At 69.0% G+C, this 17,392-nt stretch carries 18 protein-coding genes; 7 read left to right on the top strand and 11 right to left on the bottom strand.

Annotated elements, in window-relative coordinates:
- Positions 1 to 2: 2 nt before the first annotated feature.
- The 7 genes from E5CHR_RS23375 to E5CHR_RS23405 all read right to left on the bottom strand — a co-directional run bounded on the left by E5CHR_RS23375 (position 3) and on the right by E5CHR_RS23405 (position 7,629).
- A complete protein-coding gene (locus E5CHR_RS23375; RefSeq protein WP_162582051.1) occupies positions 3 to 1,013 on the bottom strand; it encodes an XdhC family protein in 1,011 nt (336 codons plus the stop codon).
- Between the two features lie 17 nt (positions 1,014 to 1,030).
- Positions 1,031 to 1,636: a CoxG family protein gene (locus tag E5CHR_RS23380; protein WP_162582052.1), complete on the bottom strand. Its 606-nt coding sequence runs from the start codon at positions 1,634 to 1,636 to the stop codon at positions 1,031 to 1,033.
- Positions 1,637 to 1,657: 21 nt separating this feature from the next.
- Positions 1,658 to 2,851, bottom strand: coding sequence for a vWA domain-containing protein (locus E5CHR_RS23385; protein WP_162582053.1), 1,194 nt, complete (start codon positions 2,849 to 2,851; stop codon positions 1,658 to 1,660).
- Complete coding sequence (locus tag E5CHR_RS23390; RefSeq protein WP_162582054.1) at positions 2,852 to 3,751, bottom strand: AAA family ATPase; 900 nt, start codon at positions 3,749 to 3,751, stop codon at positions 2,852 to 2,854. It abuts the gene before it with no gap.
- Positions 3,752 to 3,869: 118 nt separating this feature from the next.
- Complete coding sequence (locus E5CHR_RS23395) at positions 3,870 to 4,661, bottom strand: FAD binding domain-containing protein (protein ID WP_162582055.1); 792 nt, start codon at positions 4,659 to 4,661, stop codon at positions 3,870 to 3,872.
- Positions 4,662 to 4,678: 17 nt separating this feature from the next.
- Positions 4,679 to 7,123, bottom strand: a complete 2,445-nt coding sequence (locus tag E5CHR_RS23400; protein ID WP_162582056.1) for a xanthine dehydrogenase family protein molybdopterin-binding subunit — start codon at positions 7,121 to 7,123, stop codon at positions 4,679 to 4,681.
- 11 nt (positions 7,124 to 7,134) lie between these two features.
- Positions 7,135 to 7,629 (bottom strand): (2Fe-2S)-binding protein, encoded by a 495-nt coding sequence (locus E5CHR_RS23405; RefSeq protein ID WP_162582057.1) that lies wholly within the window; start codon positions 7,627 to 7,629, stop codon positions 7,135 to 7,137.
- 188 nt (positions 7,630 to 7,817) lie between these two features.
- On the opposite strand from E5CHR_RS23405, the gene E5CHR_RS23410 reads away from it, so the two are divergent.
- Both E5CHR_RS23410 and E5CHR_RS23415 read left to right on the top strand, forming a co-directional pair.
- Positions 7,818 to 8,951, top strand: coding sequence for a helix-turn-helix domain-containing protein (locus tag E5CHR_RS23410; RefSeq protein ID WP_162582058.1), 1,134 nt, complete (start codon positions 7,818 to 7,820; stop codon positions 8,949 to 8,951).
- Between the two features lie 59 nt (positions 8,952 to 9,010).
- Entirely contained in the window at positions 9,011 to 9,337 is a 327-nt protein-coding gene (locus E5CHR_RS23415) for a thioredoxin family protein (RefSeq protein ID WP_162582059.1), read from the top strand.
- Positions 9,338 to 9,394: 57 nt separating this feature from the next.
- Here the strand turns inward: E5CHR_RS23415 and aspA are convergent, their stop codons facing one another.
- Complete coding sequence (gene aspA / locus E5CHR_RS23420; RefSeq protein WP_162582060.1) at positions 9,395 to 10,816, bottom strand: aspartate ammonia-lyase; 1,422 nt, start codon at positions 10,814 to 10,816, stop codon at positions 9,395 to 9,397.
- A 198-nt stretch (positions 10,817 to 11,014) separates the two neighbouring features.
- On the opposite strand from aspA, the gene E5CHR_RS23425 reads away from it, so the two are divergent.
- Positions 11,015 to 11,467, top strand: a complete 453-nt coding sequence (locus E5CHR_RS23425) for a carboxymuconolactone decarboxylase family protein (RefSeq protein ID WP_162582061.1) — start codon at positions 11,015 to 11,017, stop codon at positions 11,465 to 11,467.
- Positions 11,468 to 11,572: 105 nt separating this feature from the next.
- Here the strand turns inward: E5CHR_RS23425 and E5CHR_RS23430 are convergent, their stop codons facing one another.
- Positions 11,573 to 12,325, bottom strand: coding sequence for a TOBE domain-containing protein (locus tag E5CHR_RS23430; RefSeq protein ID WP_162582062.1), 753 nt, complete (start codon positions 12,323 to 12,325; stop codon positions 11,573 to 11,575).
- 58 nt (positions 12,326 to 12,383) lie between these two features.
- On the opposite strand from E5CHR_RS23430, the gene modA reads away from it, so the two are divergent.
- The 3 genes from modA to modC are packed head-to-tail and all read left to right on the top strand — an operon-like array spanning position 12,384 to position 14,922.
- Positions 12,384 to 13,145, top strand: a complete 762-nt coding sequence (modA, locus tag E5CHR_RS23435; protein ID WP_162582063.1) for a molybdate ABC transporter substrate-binding protein — start codon at positions 12,384 to 12,386, stop codon at positions 13,143 to 13,145.
- A 14-nt stretch (positions 13,146 to 13,159) separates the two neighbouring features.
- Positions 13,160 to 13,834 carry a molybdate ABC transporter permease subunit gene (gene modB, locus E5CHR_RS23440; RefSeq protein WP_162582064.1) on the top strand — a complete coding sequence of 225 codons (675 nt, stop codon included), beginning with the start codon at positions 13,160 to 13,162 and terminating at the stop codon, positions 13,832 to 13,834.
- On the top strand, positions 13,831 to 14,922 hold the full coding sequence (gene modC, locus E5CHR_RS23445) for a molybdenum ABC transporter ATP-binding protein (protein ID WP_162582065.1): 1,092 nt from the start codon (positions 13,831 to 13,833) through the stop codon (positions 14,920 to 14,922). The genes modB and modC overlap by 4 nt, the downstream gene beginning before the upstream one ends.
- A 12-nt stretch (positions 14,923 to 14,934) precedes the next feature.
- Here the strand turns inward: modC and E5CHR_RS23450 are convergent, their stop codons facing one another.
- Positions 14,935 to 15,312 (bottom strand): nuclear transport factor 2 family protein, encoded by a 378-nt coding sequence (locus tag E5CHR_RS23450; protein ID WP_162582066.1) that lies wholly within the window; start codon positions 15,310 to 15,312, stop codon positions 14,935 to 14,937.
- Between the two features lie 121 nt (positions 15,313 to 15,433).
- On the bottom strand, positions 15,434 to 16,324 hold the full coding sequence (locus tag E5CHR_RS23455) for a DMT family transporter (protein ID WP_162582067.1): 891 nt from the start codon (positions 16,322 to 16,324) through the stop codon (positions 15,434 to 15,436).
- 165 nt (positions 16,325 to 16,489) lie between these two features.
- On the opposite strand from E5CHR_RS23455, the gene E5CHR_RS23460 reads away from it, so the two are divergent.
- Positions 16,490 to 17,392: a ketopantoate reductase family protein gene (locus tag E5CHR_RS23460; RefSeq protein WP_162582068.1), complete on the top strand. Its 903-nt coding sequence runs from the start codon at positions 16,490 to 16,492 to the stop codon at positions 17,390 to 17,392.

Here is a 17,392-nt window from a genome sequence, read left to right on the forward strand (position 1 = left end):
GATCAGCCGGCGGCTGCCGCCTTGGCCACGGCGACCTCGGTCTCGCGCGGGAGCGTCACGTTGTTCTTCACCGCCAGGATCTCCGCCATCACGCTGACCGCGATCTCCGGCGGCGTCTTGCTGCCGATGTAGATGCCGATCGGGCCGCGCAGGCGCGCAAGCGAAGCCTCGGTCTGGTCGAAGTGCTCCATCATGCGTTCGCGCCGCGCCTGCGCATTGCGTCGCGAGCCGATCGCGCCCACGTAGAAGGCCTCGGTCTGCAACGCTTCGAGCAAGGCGAGATCGTCGAGCTTGGGGTCGTGCGTGAGCGCCACCACGCAGCTGCGGCGGTCGGGCTTGAAGGCGAGCACGGCGTCGTCGGGCATCTCGGTGCTGATGGCGACGCCGGGCGTGGACCACGCCGTGCGGTACTCGGCGCGCGGGTCGCACAGCGTCACCGCGAAGCCGCTGAACTTCGCCATGGTCGACAGGTACTCGGCCAGCTGGCCGGCGCCGATCAGCAGCATGCGGTACTCGGGCCCGAAGGTGTTGACCAGTTCCCTGTCGTTGACCACGAGCTCGGCGGGCGCGCTCGCCTCGGCGAGCCGCACGGCGCCGTCGGCCAGCGAAACGCTTCGCTGCATCAGCCGGCCCTGCTCCAGTTGCTCCACCAGCGCGGCCAGCGAGGCGGCGTCGGGGTCGTACTCGAGCAGCAGCTCCAGCGTGCCGCCGCAGGGCAGGCCGAAGCGGTGCGCCTCGTCGGCCGTGATGCCGTACTTGACGAGCGCCGGCGGGCCCGAAGGCATTTCGCCCGAAGGACCATGGGCGCGGCTGTAGCGCGCGATCAGGTCGTCCTCGATACAGCCGCCCGAGACCGAACCGACCACCGCGCCGTCCTCCGCCAGCGCCATGATCGAGCCGATCGGCCGCGGTGAGGAACCCCAGGTGCGCACCACGGTCGTGAGCAGCGCACGGCGGCCCGCGAGCCGCCAGTCGCGCAGCGTGCGCAGAACCATCACGTCGAGGTTTTCCATGTTTGCGTTCCGCTGCGTTACTCGCCCGGCGTCTCGCCGGCGTTCCCGCCGGGCGTGCCGTCCTTCTTGCCGAAGCCCATCTTGCGCATCAGGCCTGCCATCGCGCCGGTCTTCTCGGATGGTTCTCCCGCCTGCGCCTCGGTGTTCTCGACAGCGGGCGGCGGCCCGTAGCGCGCCTGCATCTCGGCCTCGAATCGCTTGAAGAAGTCGTCGGCCGTCGACTTGGCAGCGCCATCGATCAGGCGCTGGCCCAGTTGCGCAATCTTGCCGCCCACCTGCGCCTGCACCGTGTAATCGAGCTCGCAGGCCGGCGCCTGCGCATCGGCCGCCGGCTTGAGCGAGACAGTGGAAGATCCCTTGGCGAAGCCCGCCACGCCGCCCTGCCCCTCGAAGGAGAGCTTGTAGCTGTCGGGCGGCGTGATGTCGGCCAGCCTGACCTTGCCGTTGAACTTGGCCGACACGGGGCCGATCTTGACCGCGAGCGCGACCGTGTATTCGTTGTCGCCCGCAGGCTCGAACTTGTCGCAGCCGGGAATGCACTTCTTCAGCGTCTCGGGATCGTTGAGCGCCTCCCAGGCTTGCTGCTGCGTGATCGGGAGCCGGCGGTTGCCGAGCATTTCCATGGTGGATTTCCTTGTCTTGCGTTAACGGCCGCAGCGCATCAGCGCTGCGAGGCTGGAGGCCAATTGCTCCAATGCGTTGAGATTGTGGACCGCGAGCATCGCGTCCGCATGGCGGTGCAGTACCGCGGCCCCGCGCGCCAGCGGAGCATAGCCTTCGTAGCGCAGCAACGGGTTGAGCCACAGCACACGCCGCGAATGGCGCTTGAGCCACAGCAGCTCACGTTCCAGCATCTCGGGCTCGCCGGTGTCCAGGCCGTCGCTGATCACCAGCACGAGGGTGCGGCGGCCGGTCAACCGGCGCGCGTGGTACCGGTGCAGCTCTGCCAGCGACGAGCCCAGGCGGGTGCCGCCGGCGAAATCGGCGATGGCAGCGCCGGCGGCGCCCAGCATGGCGTCGGTGTCGGCGATGCGGAAGGCGGGCGTCAGGTCGGTCAGCTGGGTGCCGAAGGCGAACACGTCGCGGCGGCCGGCGCGGCGCGTCGCCGCATGCAGGAAGGCCAGCAGCAGGCGCGCATAGCGCTCCATCGAGCCAGAGACGTCGATCAGCACCAGCAAAGGCAGCGGCTGCGTGCGCCGCGCGAGCCGCGGCAGGCGAAGCATCTCGCCGCCGGTGCGGCCGGCTTCATGCCAGACGCCCGGCCAGTTCATGCGCGAATGGGCACCGGCGTTGGCGGCCGCATGCAGGCGGCGCGCGGCAATGGTGGGCACCGGCAGCGCGACATCGCGCGCCAAACGTTCGACCAGCCGGTACTCGGCGGCACCCAACGCGTTGAAGTCGGCGTGGTGCATGCGCTGGCGGTCGCTGGCGGTCATGGCCGCATCGAAATCCACCTCGCGCTCGGTCTGCGCGGGCTGCACCTTTTCGCGCGGCGCGGCAAGCGCCTCGCGCACCCGCGGCCGGCGCTTGGAGGGCTCGGCTTTTCCTTCGGCGCTCGGCAGCATTTGTGCGAGCAGCTTGGCGGCGAGCTCGGGGTCGCGGAACCACGCATCGAAGAGCTCGCGGAAGACCTCGCGGTCCTGCTCGCGGCTGATCATCACGGCCTCCATTGCGGCGGCGAGGTCGGGCCGGCTCTGCACGCCGACGAGCATCGCGGCCTCGGCCGCAAGCGCGATGCGGGCCGAATCGGTTCGTACGCCGGCACGCCGCAATGCACGGCCGAAGCCGGCCATGTTGTCGGCCAGCTTGCCTCGGCGGGCGTCACCGAGTTGCTGCATTCATGTACCCGCCCCAGGCGCTTTCAACAAATCCGTGGCGAGCTCGTGCGTCAACGCCGCCACGTCATCCCGTTGCTTGAAGAGGATGCCGGCGGTGTCGACCACGACCTCGGGGTCGAGGGCCAGCGTGTCGAGCGCGACCAGGGCCCGCGCCCATTCCACGCTTTCGGCGATACCGGGCGCGCGCTGGAACGCATTCGCGAAGGGCGCGCTGCGCAGCCCCGCGACGAAGGCCGCGACCTGCTCCGACAAGCGCTCGCTGGCGTCGGGCACCTGCGCGCGCACGATCGAGAGCTCGCGCTCGCGATCGGGGTAGTCCAGCCAGTGGTAGAGGCAACGGCGCTTGACCGCGTCGTTGAGCTCGCGTGTGCGGTTGCTGGTGAGCAGCGTGACCGGCGGCACCAGCGCGCGCACCGTGCCCAGTTCGGGAATGCTGACCTGGTATTCGCCGAGGTATTCGAGGAGGAAGGCCTCGAAGGGTTCGTCGGCGCGATCGACCTCGTCGATCAGCAGCACGGCGCCCGGCGCCGGCGCTTGCAGGGCCTGCAGGAGCGGCCGGCGGATCAGGTAGTGCGGCTGGTAGACCTCGGCCTCGACATCACGCGCCGCGCCGTGCGCCTCGGCCGCGCGCATGTGGAGCAGCTGCGCCGCGTAGTTCCACTCGTAGAGGGCCTCGCGCTGCTCCAGCCCGTCGTAGCACTGCAAGCGCAGCAGCTCGCGCTGCAGCGCGCTCGACAGCGCCTTGGCCAGCTCGGTCTTGCCCACCCCGGGCTCGCCCTCCAGCAGCAGCGGGCGCTGCAGCTTGAGCGCTAGAAACACTGCCGTCGCCAGCCGCCGGTCGGCGTAGTAGCCCGCCCGTTCCAGGCCGGCGATGACGGAGTCGATGGTCGGGAAAGTCATTCTTGAACGCAGAGGACGCGGAAGTTCCGCAGAAGCCGCAAAAGATACACGCCCAGCGCTGGTGTCTCTTTCGTGCCCTTCGCAAACCCTTCGCGTCCGTCGCGCCGGGTTCCCGAATTCAGCCCAGCGCCTTGCGCACCGCCCGCTGCGTCAACACGCTGATCAGGTTGGCACGGTAGGCGGCCGTCGCATGCAGGTCGCTGTTGAGCTCGCTCGCATCGATCTTCACGCCGGCCGCGGCCTCGGGCGTGAAGCTCTTGCTCAGTGCCTCTTCGAGCCCCTTGTGCCGGAACACGCCATTGCCCGCACCGGTGACGGCCACGCGCACGCCACCATCGCCCTGCGTCACGAAGATGCCGACCAGCGGGAAGTTGGAGGCCTTCTGGCGCAGCTTCTCGTAGGCGGCGCGCTTCGGGATCGGGAAGCGGACTGCGGTGATGAGCTCGCCCTCTTCCAGCGCGGTCGCGAACAGGCCCTGGAAGAAGTCGTCGGCCGCGACCTCGCGCTTGGTGGTGATGACGGTGGCGCCCGAGCCCAGCACCGCGCTCGGGTAGCAGGCCGAGGGATCGTTGTTGGCCAGCGAGCCGCCGATGGTGCCCATGGCGCGGACCTGGCGGTCGCCGATGTGGTCGGCCAGCCAGGCCAGGGCCGGGAAGGCGGCCTTGATCTCGGCGTTGGCGCCGACGTCGAGGTGGCGCGTCATGGCGCCGATCACGAAGGCATTGCCTTCCTTCTTGACGCCGGCCAGTTCCTTAATGCCGCCGAGGTCGACCAGCTGCTCGGGCGCCGCGAGGCGCAGCTTCATCGAGGCCAGGAGGGTCTGGCCGCCGGCCAGCAGCTTGCCGCCGGCTGCGGCCAGCCTGGCCGCATCCGCCACGGTGGCGGGACGTTCTAGGGTAAAGGCATACATGTTCGGTTTCCTCCTGTTCAGGGCGCCGGGCGCCCCTGGGTGCTGGCGGTCAAGGGCGCTTGCTGCGGTTCCTGTGTCGGGCTCACGCTGCCCTTCTGGATGGCCTCCCACACGCGGTGCGGCGACGCGGGCATGTCGAAGTCCTTCACGCCGAGCGGCGCCAGCGCGTCGAGCACCGCGTTGATCAGCGCCGGCGGCGATCCGATGGCGCCGGCCTCGCCGCAGCCCTTGGTGCCCAGCGGGTTGTGCGTGCAGGGCGTGCAGGTGGTGTCGAGCTTGAACATCGGGAAATCGTGGGCACGCGGCATCGCGTAGTCCATGAAGCTGCCGGTCAGCAGCTGGCCGCTCTCCTTGTCGTAGACGCAGTTCTCCATCAGCGCCTGGCCCAGCCCCTGCACGATGCCGCCGTGCACCTGGCCCTCGACGATCAACGGGTTGATGATGGTGCCGAAGTCGTCTACCGCCGTGAAGCGGTCGACCTTCACCTCGCCCGTCTCCTTGTCCACCTCCACTTCGCAGACGTAGGTGCCGCCTGGGAAGGTGAAGTTGGTGGGGTCGTAGAAGGCGGTCTCGTCCAGCCCCGGCTCCAGCTTGTCGAGCGGGTAGTTGTGCGGCACGTAGGCCGTGAGCGCCACCTGGCCGAACGGGATCTTCTTGTCGGTGCCCTTGATGGTGAACTCGCCGTTGGCGAACTCCACGTCGGCATCGCTGGCCTCCATCAGGTGGGCGGCGATCTTCTTGGCCTTGGTCTCGATCTTGTCGAGCGCCTTCATGATCGCCGCGCCACCGACCGAGATCGAGCGCGAGCCGTAGGTGCCCATGCCGAAGGGCACGCGCCCCGTGTCGCCATGCACCACGTCCACGTTCTCGACCGGAATGCCCAGGCGCGCCGCAACCACTTGCGCAAAGGTCGTCTCGTGGCCCTGGCCATGGCTGTGCGAGCCGGTGAAGACGGTCACGCTGCCGGTGGGGTGCACGCGGATCTCGCCGCACTCGAACAGGCCGGCGCGCGCGCCCAGCGCACCCGCGATGTTGGATGGCGCGATGCCGCAAGCCTCGATGTAGCTCGAGTAGCCGATGCCGCGCAGCTTGCCCCTGGCCTCGCTCGCCTTCTTGCGCTCCGCGAAGCCAGCCACCTCGGCCAGTTCCTTCGCCTTGTCCATCGAGGCGTGGAAGTCGCCCGTGTCGTATTGCAATGCGACGGGCGTCTGGTAGGGGAACTCGGTGATGAAGTTGCGCTTGCGGATCTCATCCTGCCCCAGCTTCATTTCCCAGGCGCAGCGCGACACCAGGCGCTCCAGCAGGTAGGTCGCCTCGGGCCGGCCGGCGCCGCGGTAGGCATCGACCGGCGCGGTGTTGGTGAACCAGGCATCGACCTCCACGTAGATCTGCGGCGTGGTGTACTGGCCCGCCAGCAGCGTGGCATAGAGGATGGTCGGCACGGCGGTCGAGAAGGTCGACAGGTACGCGCCCAGGTTGGCGTCGGTGTGCACGCGCAGGGCGAGGAACTTGCCGTCCTTGTCCATGGCCATTTCGGCATGGCTCACGTGGTCGCGGCCATGGGCGTCCGACAGGAAGCACTCGGAGCGCTCGGCGTTCCATTTGATGCTGCGGTTGAGTTGCTTCGCGGCCCAGGTCAGCGCCACGTCCTCGGCGTAGAGGAAGATCTTGGAGCCGAAGCCACCGCCCACATCGGGCGCGATCACCCTCACCTTGTGCTCGGGCAGACCGAGCACGAAGGCGGTCATCAACAGCCGCTCGACGTGCGGGTTCTGGTTGGCCACGTAGAGCGTGTACTCGTCGTTGGCGCGGTTGTAGCTGCCGATGGCGACCCGCGGCTCGATCGGGTTGGGCACCAGCCGGTTGTTGACGAGGTCCAGCTTGGTCACGTGCGCCGCATTGGCGAAGGCCTCGTCGACCTTCTCCTTGTCGCCCAGCGTCCACTTGTAGCACTGGTTGTCGGGCGCTGCGTCATGAAGGCTGACGCCACCGGCCTTCTTCGCGGCGTCGGCCACGCTCACCAGCGCGGGCAGCACCTCGTAGTCGACCTCGATGGCCTCGGCGGCGTTCTTCGCCTGCTCCACCGTGTCGGCCACCACCATGGCCACGTGATCGCCTACGTAGCGCACCTTGCCGATGGCGAGGATGGGATGCGGCGGCTCCTTCATGGGCGTGCCGTCGGGGTTGTTGATGAGCCAGCCGCAGGGCAGCCCGCCCATCTTGCCGTCGATGTCCTTGCCGCTGAAGATCCCGACCACGCCGGGCATCTTCGAGGCCGCCGTGGTGTCGATGGACTTGATTGCCGCATGCGCATGCGGCGAGCGCAGGAACACGGCGTGGGACTGGTTGGCCAGGTTCACGTCGTCGGTGTACTGGCCGGCACCGGTGAGGAAGCGGTAGTCTTCCTTGCGCCTGAGTGCCTCGCCGATGTGCGGCAGCTTTGCGAAGTCGGGTGCGCCCATGATGGTGCTCCTTACGCCGTGGCCGAGGTCCGGGCCGGCGCCGCCGCCATGGCCTCCCCGCCCATCTGCACGGCCTTGACGATGTTCTGGTAGCCGGTACAGCGGCACAGGTTGCCGTCCAGCAGTTCGCGGATCTCGCTCTCGCTGGACTTGGGGTGGTGGGTGCACAGGTCGATGGCGCTCATCACCATGCCCGGGGTGCAGAAGCCGCACTGCAGGCCGTGGCACTCCTTGAAGGCCGCCTGCATCGGATGCAGCGTGCCGTCGGGCTGCGCAATGCCCTCGATGGTGGTGATCTCGGTACCGGCCACCTGTGCCACCAGCACGTTGCATGACTTGACCGCCCGGCCATCGACCAGGATCGTGCAGGCGCCGCACTGCGCGGTGTCGCAGCCGACGTGGGTGCCCGTGAGGTTGAGGCGCTCGCGGATCGCTTGCACGAGGAACGTGTTGGGGGGTGCATCGACCGTGACCGCGCGGCCGTTGACCGTGAATGAAACCTGCATGTGGCTCTCTCCGTTTTTGGTGATGGCTGGGGCAAACAGGATGTTGGACGCGGGGCAGGTCCACCACCCTAGGCAAAACCCTAGGCGCTTGCGGCTTGCCCTTGAAATTCTCAAAATGAAACAACCCACCTTTCAAAAGTCCCTTGGCAGCCCTTCACCATGCGTCGCCGGCGACGCCTCCTGACACGATGAGTACCCCTTTCATCCCGCTGCCTGAGCGCTCGCTGACCATTGCGCAGGCGCGGCGCGAATGGATCGAAGGTGAAGCGACAGGCCCAGCCGGCGCCCGCATCGAGCCCTGGCTGCTGCGCTCCTGGCAGCGGTGCCTTGCGGCAGGCCATCGGCCTCAGCATCGGGTGAGCTTCGATCCGGTCACGCGACAGTCGATCCGCGGGGTGGCGGAGCGCAACGGAGCCCTGCTCGCCGCCGCACGGCCGGTGATGGCGCGGCTCTCGCGCGCCATCGCCGACACGCGCTACTTCGCCATCCTGACCGACGCCGACGGCATCGTGGTCGAGGTCGGCCCCCTGCCCGGCGGCAGCGACGCCGCCGCTCGCCATGCACGCGACATCGCGCGGGTGGGCGTCGACCTGTCGGAGCGCGCGGTCGGCACCACCGCCATCGGCGCGGCGCTGGCCGAGCGCGAGTCCGTGTGGCTGCATCGCGGCGAGCACTTCTTCGAGGACACCGGTGTCTACAGCTGCGCGGGTGCGCCGCTGTTCGGCCCCCAAGGGGAGTGCATCGGCATGCTGGACCTGACCGGGGTGCAGGTGGCCGAGCGGCCCGAGCTGCGGCATCTGGCGGTCCAGTCGGCGCACAGCATCGAGAACGCGATGGTGCACAACCATCCGTGCGCACTGAGGCTTCGTCTGGACTGGCCGGGCTATGGCGCCGGGCCGGGCAGCGAAGGCCTTCTCTGCATCGACGAGGACGGCCGCGTCACGGCCAGCAATACGGCGGCGCGCCAGATGCTGCACCGGCCGCCGGGCGCGCAGCCCGCGCCGCACTGCAGCGAGCTGTTTGCGCTGCCGCCGCAGATGCTGTTCGACGCGGCACGCCGCGGCGATGCAGTGCTGGAGGTGCCGCTGTGGTCCGGCCTGCGGGTGCAGGCAAGGCCGCAGCTTGCCGATGGCGCTCAGCCACCGCCAGTGACCGGCGCCGAGCGCCCGCGACGCCTGCGTGATGTGGAGACGGCGCTGATCCGCCGCGCCGTCGACGACGCACGGGGCAACGTGGCAGAGGCAGCGCAGGCGCTGGGCATCAGCCGGGCCACCGTTTACCGCAAGCTGGGCCGCACGAAGGGCCCCGTCGGCCGAGACTGACTCCGTCGACCGAAATCCCCGCGCAAGCAAGGCCACGCCGGCCCTTCCAGAATCAAGCCATGAACACAAGCTACGCAAGCGTCGAGCCCTCGCGCGACGAGGTCGACGGTCTCTCCGGTTCCACGCTCGTCGAGTTCGGCGCGCCGTGGTGCGGGATCTGCAAGGCCGCACAGCCCTTGATCGCCGAGGCGCTGGCCGGCGCGCAGCCGCTGCGCCACTTGAAGATCGAGGACGGCAGCGGCCGGCCGCTGGGCCGTTCCTTCGGCATCAAGCTCTGGCCTACGCTGATCTTTTTGCGCGATGGGCGGGAAGTGGGGCGGCTGGTGCGGCCTACCCGTGTGGATGCGATCTCGGACGAGCTCGCCCGCCTCGCGCAGCCTGCCTAGGGTGCGGCTTTCCCTCCGTTCGAGCGGGCGGAGGTGAGGTGTCGGAGTGTCGGCGGTTCAGCCCGCCTTCCTCGCCTTCTCGTACACCCGCGGCTGCGTCAGCACCTCGTGGCGCAGCGCGTCCTCCAGCTCTGACTCGGTCATGAGCTTGCGCCTCAGCACCACCTCGCGCACATTGGTCCCGTTCGCGTAAGCCTCGGCCGCGACCTCGGTCGCCTCCTTGTAGCCGATGATGGGGTTGAGCGCGGTGACCAGCGCGATCGAGCGCTCGATGCTCTCGCGCAGCCGGTCCGGGTTGGCGGTGATGCCCGCCACGCACAGGTCGGCCAGCGTCGTGCAGCCGTTGGTCAGGTGCTTGAAGCTGCGGAACAACGCGCTGGCGATGATCGGCTCGAAGGCGTTGAGCTGCAGCTGTCCGCCCTCGGCCGCGAAGGTCACGGTGAGGTCGTTGCCGAATACTTCGAAGCAGATCTGGTTCACCACTTCCGGGATCACCGGATTGACCTTGCCCGGCATGATCGACGAGCCGGCCTGCATCGGCGGCAGGTTGATCTCGCCGAAGCCCGAGCGCGGCCCGCTCGAGAGCAGCCGCAGGTCGTTGCAGGTCTTCGACAGCTTGACGGCAATGCGCTTCAGCACGCCCGACAGCTGCACGAAGGCACCGCAGTCCTGCGTCGCCTCGATCAGGTTGGGCGCGGTGGAAAGGTCCAGCCCCGTGATCGTGCGCAGCGCCGCCAGGGCCTTGCCCGCGTACTCCGGATGGGCGGTGATGCCGGTGCCGATCGCGGTGGCCCCGAGGTTGATTTCGCGGATCAGCGCCGAGGCCTCGGTCAGGCGCGCGATGTCCTCCTCCAGCATCACCGCATAGGTCGAGAACTCCTGGCCCAGGGTCATCGGCACCGCGTCCTGCAGCTGGGTGCGGCCGATCTTGAGCAGGTGCGCGAACTCCGTGGCCTTGGCGGCGAAGGCGTCCCGCAAATGCGCCATCGCCGCGAGCAGACGCTCGATCGCGAAGCAGGTCGCAACGCGGATCGCCGTCGGGTACACGTCGTTGGTGCTCTGCGCCATGTTCACGTGCTCGTTGGGGTGCAGGTACTGGTACTCGCCGCGCTGGTGCCCGAGGATTTCCAGTGCCCGGTTGCACACCACCTCGTTGGCGTTCATGTTGGTGGAGGTGCCTGCGCCGCCCTGGATCACGTCGACCACGAACTGGTCGTGCAGCGCGCCGTGGCGGATCTCCTCGCAGGCCGCCACGATCGCGTCGCGCAGCTCGGGAGGCAGCAGGCCCAGCCCGGCGTTGGCCTGCGCCGCCGCTTCCTTGACGGAGGCCAGCGCGATCACCAGTTCGGGGAAGGCCGAGATGGTCGTGCCCGAGATCCGGAAGTTCTCCTTGGCACGCAGCGTGTGCACGCCGTAATAGGCGTCGGCGGGTACCTCGCGGTCACCCAGCAGATCGTGTTCGATGCGGGACTTGCTCATGCTTGCTTTCCTCGTTGGTGCGGCTCGGTCGATCGCGAGCCTGACATGAGTGTGCGCCCAAGGCGCTTCGCCGCAAAGCCTGGCACGAAGCCAGCCCGTTTCGGCCGCGCCCTGTCACAAACGGGTGCCGCCGTGCGTCTTAAGTGCATGGAGGGCCGCATGGGGTGGCGCTCCGTATCTGTTTCCAAGGAACATCTCATGGCACACGCCGCACGCATTCCCTTCTTCCAGCTCGCCCCCAAGGCTTTCCAGTCGCTGCTCACCCTCTCCGGCGCAGTCCGGAAGGATCTGCTGGGCCATCGCTTGTACGACCTCGTGCTGCTGCGCGTGTCGCAGATCAACGGCTGCGCCTATTGCATGGACATGCACTGGCGCGACCTGGTCAAGCAGGACGTCGACGTACGCCACCTCAACGCACTGGCCGGCTGGCGCGAGGCGCCCTTCTTCACCGAGCGCGAGCGCGCGGCGCTGGCCTGGGCCGAGATCGTCACCGCCATCCCGAATCGCGAACCGAGCGACGAGGAGTTCGCCAAGCTGAAGGTGCAGTTCTCGGACGAGGAGATCGCGGAGCTCGGGTTCACTATCGCGGTGATCAATGCGTGGAACCTGCTCAACGTGAGCTTCCGCAACCCAGTCCCCGAAAAGGCCTGACGAGTTCGTCGCGCCCGGTATGGTCTGCCTGTCCGCCGAGCAGCGCAGCGGCAGGCGGATCAGGGCCGCGCGTGTTTGAGGTTCTTTGTTTTTCATCCGAGGCTCCTACCCCGGCAACGCCACGACTACAGCCGCCTCATCGACCGTGGCCAGCACGCGCTGCCGCGCACGCAGGCCCGATCCGCCCGGCGCAAAGCCGACGAGTTGCAGCCCGCCCTCCAGCGCCATCGCGATCTCGTCGCCGTCCTCGCCGCGCGCCACGCTCTGCACCGTACCGCCGAGCAGGTTGCCCTTCGTCTTGTGTGGCATGGCGGCGCGGTCGATGCGCACCGCCGTCGCCTTGCACAGCGCGATCGCTTCCATGCCCTCGGCCAAGCCCAAAAGCTCCGCGCTTTCCTGCGTGATCCGCGCGGCCATGCGCTGCACGCCGCCGAGCAACAGCGCCACGCGGACGATGCGACCGGTGGATTCGATCGACTGCACGGTCGCCGGCAGCTGGTTGCGCATGCTGGTGCGAATGGCCAGCCGCGCAACGGCCGATCCCGCGCCGGCCGCCCCGGCACGCGATTGCACGTCGCGACGCGCCCGCGCCAGCGCGTCGGCCAGCTCGAGCAATTGCCTGCCATGCGCCGTGAGCGAGGCTCCCCCGCCGCCCGTGCCGCCCACCGCCCGCTCCACCAGCGGCACGCCGGCCAGGTTGGTGAGCGTCGCGACCGCCTGCCACGCGGCCTTGTAGCTCACCGCCGCCTCGCGCGCTGCCTGCGAGATGCTGCCGGTGCGGCCGATGCCGCGCAGGATGTCGATGCGCTTGTCGCTCATGCCGTGGCCGAGCGCGTCGCCGAAGCGGGGAGATGCCATGCGCGGCATTGTGCCGCCGGCCCTTACACTAGCGCTATTCCTCGGATGAATAGCGAAGATGAAATTCACCCCCCTGCTTTCGCGTTCCCTCCCCGCCCTGCTCGCACTGGCCGCATCGCTGGCGGTCCACGCGGCCGAGGTCCAGGTGGCCGTGGCCGCCAACTTTGCCGGCCCCATGAAGGTGCTGGCCGTCGATTTCGAGAAGGCGACCGGCCACGTAGCCGTGCTCTCTTCGGGCTCGACGGGCAAGTTCCACGCACAGATCCGGAGCGGCGCGCCCTTCGATGTCTTCCTGGCAGCCGACGACGAGACGCCGGCCAGGCTCGACCAGGAAGGCGCCACGGTGCCGGGCAGCCGCTTCACCTACGCGACAGGCCAGCTGGTGCTGTGGTCCGCTCGGCCCGATCTGGTGGACGCCAAGGGGGAGGTGCTCAAGCGCGGGCAGTTCGCGCACCTTGCGCTCGCCGCGCCCAAGCTCGCGCCCTATGGCGCAGCTGCTGTCGAGACGATGAAGCGCCTGGACGTGCTTGCCCAGTTGGAGCCGAAGTTCGTGCAGGGCGAGAGCATCGGCCAGACCTTCGGCTTCGTTTCCAGCGGCAACGCGGAGCTCGGCTTCGTCGCGCTGTCGCAGGTGTGGGAGAACGGCAAGCTCAAGCGCGGCTCCGCCTGGGTGGTGCCGGCCGAGCTGCACAACCCGATCCGGCAAGACGCAGTGCTGCTCACGCGCGGCAAGGACAACGCAGCCGCTGCCGCGCTCATGGCCTTTCTCAAGTCCGACGCGGCCAAGGCGGTGATCCGATCCTTCGGCTACGACGTCTAGAACGCCTTTCGCACATGCCCACCGCTGCCGACCTGGGCGCCATCGTCCTCACGCTCGAGCTGGCGGCGCTCACCACGATGATCCTGCTGTTGCTGGGCACGCCGCTGGCCTGGTGGCTGGCGCGCACGCGCTCGGCCTGGAAAGGCCCGGTCGGGGCGCTGGTGGCCCTGCCGCTGGTGCTGCCACCCACCGTGCTGGGTTTCTACTTCCTGGTGACGATGGGGCCGAACGGGCCGATCGGTGCCTTCACCCAATGGCTGGGAATCGGCCTGCTCCCCTTCAGCTTCGCCGGGCTGGTGATCGGCTCGGTGCTGTATTCGATGCCCTTCGTGGTGCAGCCGATCCAGAACGCCTTCGAGGCCATGGGCAGCGAGCCGCTGGAGGCGGCGGCGACACTGCGGGCGTCGCCGCTCGACCGCTTCTTCAGCATCGCCCTGCCGCTGGCGCGGCCCGGCTATCTCACGGCCGTGGTCATGGGCTTCGCCCACACGGTGGGCGAGTTCGGCGTGGTGCTGATGATCGGCGGCAACATCCCCGAAAAGACGCGCGTGGTGTCGGTGCAGATCTACGACCACGTCGAAGCGCTGGAGTACGCGCAGGCGCACTGGCTGTCCGGCGGCCTGGTGCTGTTCTCCTTCGTCGTGCTGCTGGCGCTCTACGCGCTCAATCCCACGGGGCGGCGGCGATGAGCGGCGCGGCGGCGGGCATCGGCGTGCAGGCGCGCCTGAAGGTCGACCACGCAAACTTCTCGCTCGAGGTCGCGCTGGCGCTGCCGGGCCGCGGCGTGAGCGCGCTCTTCGGCCCCTCGGGCTGCGGCAAGACCACTTGCCTGCGCGCCATCGCAGGACTGCAGCCGACAGCCCCCGGCTCGCTCGTGAAGATCAATGGCGAGGTCTGGCAGGACGACACGGCATTCGTGCCGACGCATCGGCGCGCGCTGGGCTACGTGTTCCAGGAGACACGCCTCTTCGCGCACCTCGACGTGCGGCGCAATCTCGAATACGGCATGAAGCGGGTCGCCGCAGCGCAGCGCCGGGTTCCGCTCGCGCAGGCCGTGGAGCTGCTGGGCATCGGCCCTCTGCTGGCGCGCCGGCCCGACACGCTCTCCGGAGGCGAGCGCCAGCGCGTGGGCATCGCGCGCGCGCTGGCCACCAGCCCGCGGCTGCTGCTCATGGACGAGCCCCTGGCCTCGCTCGACTTGCAGCGCAGGCGCGAGATCCTGCCCTACCTCGAGCGGCTGCATGCCGAGCTCGACATCCCCGTCATCTACGTGAGCCACGCACCGGACGAGGTTGCGCGGTTGGCCGATCACCTGGTCCTGATGGAAGCCGGGCGCGTGGTCGCCAGCGGCCCGGCACAGGCGCTGATGACGCGGCTCGATCTGCCGCTCGCCCATGGCGACGCCGCGGCGGCGCTGGTCGAGGCCAGCGTCACGGGTTTCGATGCGGCCTTCGGCCTGACGCAGCTCGCGTTCGCCGGCGGCACGCTTTGGCTGCCGCACGGCGGCGCACGCCTCGGCCAGGCCGTGCGGGTGCGCATCCAGGCGCGCGACGTGAGCCTCACGCTCACGCCCCAAGCCGACACCAGCGTGCTCAACATCCTGCCTGCGACGGTGACCGATCTCGTGGAGGACGGCCCCGCGCAGGTCATGGTGGGGCTGGATGCGGGCGGCGCTCGTCTGCTGGCGCGCATTACCCGCAAGTCGGCCGTGCTGCTGCGCCTGTGCGCGGGCACGGCCGTGCATGCGCAAGTCAAGGGCGTCGCGATCGTGGAGTAACGGCGCCGTCGATCAGGCGCCGACCGGCACCTTGTCCAGGAACCCGGTCACGGAGCGCAGCTTGCCGGATTCGAGCTGGACGAAGTCCGTGCCCTCGACCAGATCCTCGGCCCCACTCGGGCCCAGCGTCCACGAAAAGCGCAGGTGCTCGCCGTGCGCATCCGCCTGTCCCTTGAGCTTGAAGCGGAAACCCGGGTAGCGCTGGTGCACGCCGCCCACCAACGCGCTGATCTGCGCGTGGCCGCTGCCCTGCATCAGCGGGTCGACGTAGCGCGCGTCGGGGCTCCAGTAAGATTCGAGCAGCTTCAGGCGGCGCTCGGCATCGGTCTCGTTCCAGACGGCGATGTAGTGTTCGGCGATGCGCGCGGCATCGGGTGCGGCGGTGTTCATGGTGCGATCCTTTCGTCTTCAGGGCCCGCAACGGCGCGGGGTGAACGAATGGTCGCCGCAGGGGCGCCGCCGGTCGATGACGTGGGAGGTCATGGGCGACTGCCGCCGCCCCTGCTGTGCCTTACTGCGGCACCGGCGCCTTCGAGCGCGGCAATGACCAGCCGAGGTTCATTCCCGCCGCGGCAATCAGGATGGCGGCCGCGCCGACGAACTGCATCGGATGCAGCCGATGGCCGAAGACCAGGAAATCGACGCCGATCGCGACGATGGGAAAGATGAAGGACAGCGCGGCCGTCAGGTGCGTCGGCAGCTTCTGTATCGCCCCGTAGAGCAGCACGTACACCAGGCCGGTGTACACCACGCCCATCGCCACCAGCGCGGTCCAGCTTCCCGCGTCGGAGGGCAGGTCGGAGAGCTTGGCGAACGGCATGAACACCAGGATGCCGACGCACAGCTGGATCAGCGCGATCAGGTGCGGCGGAGCGGCCCTGAGCTTCTTGGTGATGATCGCCGCGATCGCATAGAGGAAGGCGGCGCCGAGTGCCATCAGCACGCCCGCCACATAGCCGGTGCCGCCGTAAGGCGCGTCGGTGCGGGCCTGCGCGATCAACAGCACGCCACCGAAGGCGATGCTCAGCCACGTCACCTTGGTCGCGGTCAGCCGCTCGGAGCAGAACACGGCCCCCAGCGCCACCAGCATGAAGGGCTGGGTGTTGTAGACCGCGGTGGCGATGGAGATCGATGCGCGGGAGAAGGCAGCGAAGATCAGCACCCAGTTGAGCACCAGGGCGACACCCCCCAGCGCCGCGATCCCGATCAGGCGCAGGCTGAGCGTGCCGCGCAGCATGCCCAGTGCCGCGCAGACGACCAGCAGCGTGGCCGCGCCGAAGACGCAACGCCAGAAGAGGAGATCGACGATGGCCTGCCCCGATTGCACGACGGCCCAGCCGATCGTGCCCGAGATGACCATGGCCGCGCTCATCTCGAGCGTGCCGCGCGTATTGCTGTTCATGAGGCAGCGAGCGTGCCACGGGATGGCGCCGCTGACCATGTGCCACGAAAGTTCCTGTGCGAGGTCGAAGAGGAGCTCCGTCCGCGTATACCTCTGCCCGTCCCTGCCCGGCGAGGCTGCGCACGGCGCACTACCATGCAGGGCAGTTCTTGAACGGAGCAGGTCATGAGGATCGCGGTGATGGGTGCGGGCGCGGTGGGTTGCTATTACGGCGGCATGCTGGCGCGCGCTGGGCACTCCGTGGTGCTGATCGGGCGGGCGCAGCATGTGGAGGCGATCCGCCGCGACGGGCTGCTGCTGGACACGCAGTCCTTCCAGGCGCGCGTGCCGCTGGAAGCCAGCACCGAGGTCGACGCAGTGCGCGATGCCGGGCTCGTCCTCTTCTGCGTGAAGTCCACCGACACCGAGAGCGCCGCCGCGGCGATGCGGCCGCACCTGGCGCCCGATGCGCTGGTGCTCACGCTCCAGAACGGCGTCGACAACGCGACCCGCCTGCAGGCCGCGCTGGCGCAGGAGGTCGCGGCCACGGTGGTCTACGTGGCCACCGAGATGGCCGGGCCGGGCCACGTCAAGCACCATGGGCGTGGCGAGCTGGTCATTGCGCCCTCCGCCAGGAGCGCCGAAATCGCCCGGCTGCTGATCGCCGCCGGCGTGCCCACGCAGGTTTCCGACAACGTGACCGGCGCCCTGTGGGCCAAGCTGATCCTCAACTGCGCCTACAACGCCGTCTCGGCGATCACGCAATTGCCCTACGGCCGCGTCTCGAAAGGCGAAGGCGTGCAGGGGGTGATGGCCGACGTGGTGCGCGAGTGCCTGGCGGTGGCCGAAGCCGGCGGCGTGACGGTCCCCGGCGACACCTGGGCCGCGGTGCAGCGCATCGCCGAGACCATGCCCTCGCAGTTCTCCTCCACCGCGCAGGACCTGGCGCGCGGCAAGCGCAGCGAGATCGACCACCTCAACGGCTACGTGCTGCGCCAGGGCGAGGCACTGGGCGTTGCGACGCCTGTCAATCGCGTGCTGCACACGCTGGTCAAGCTGCTCGAAACGCGCGCGGCGGCGTCGAGCTGA

This window comes from Variovorax sp. PBS-H4 (assembly GCF_901827205.1).
GTDB lineage: Bacteria > Pseudomonadota > Gammaproteobacteria > Burkholderiales > Burkholderiaceae_C > Variovorax.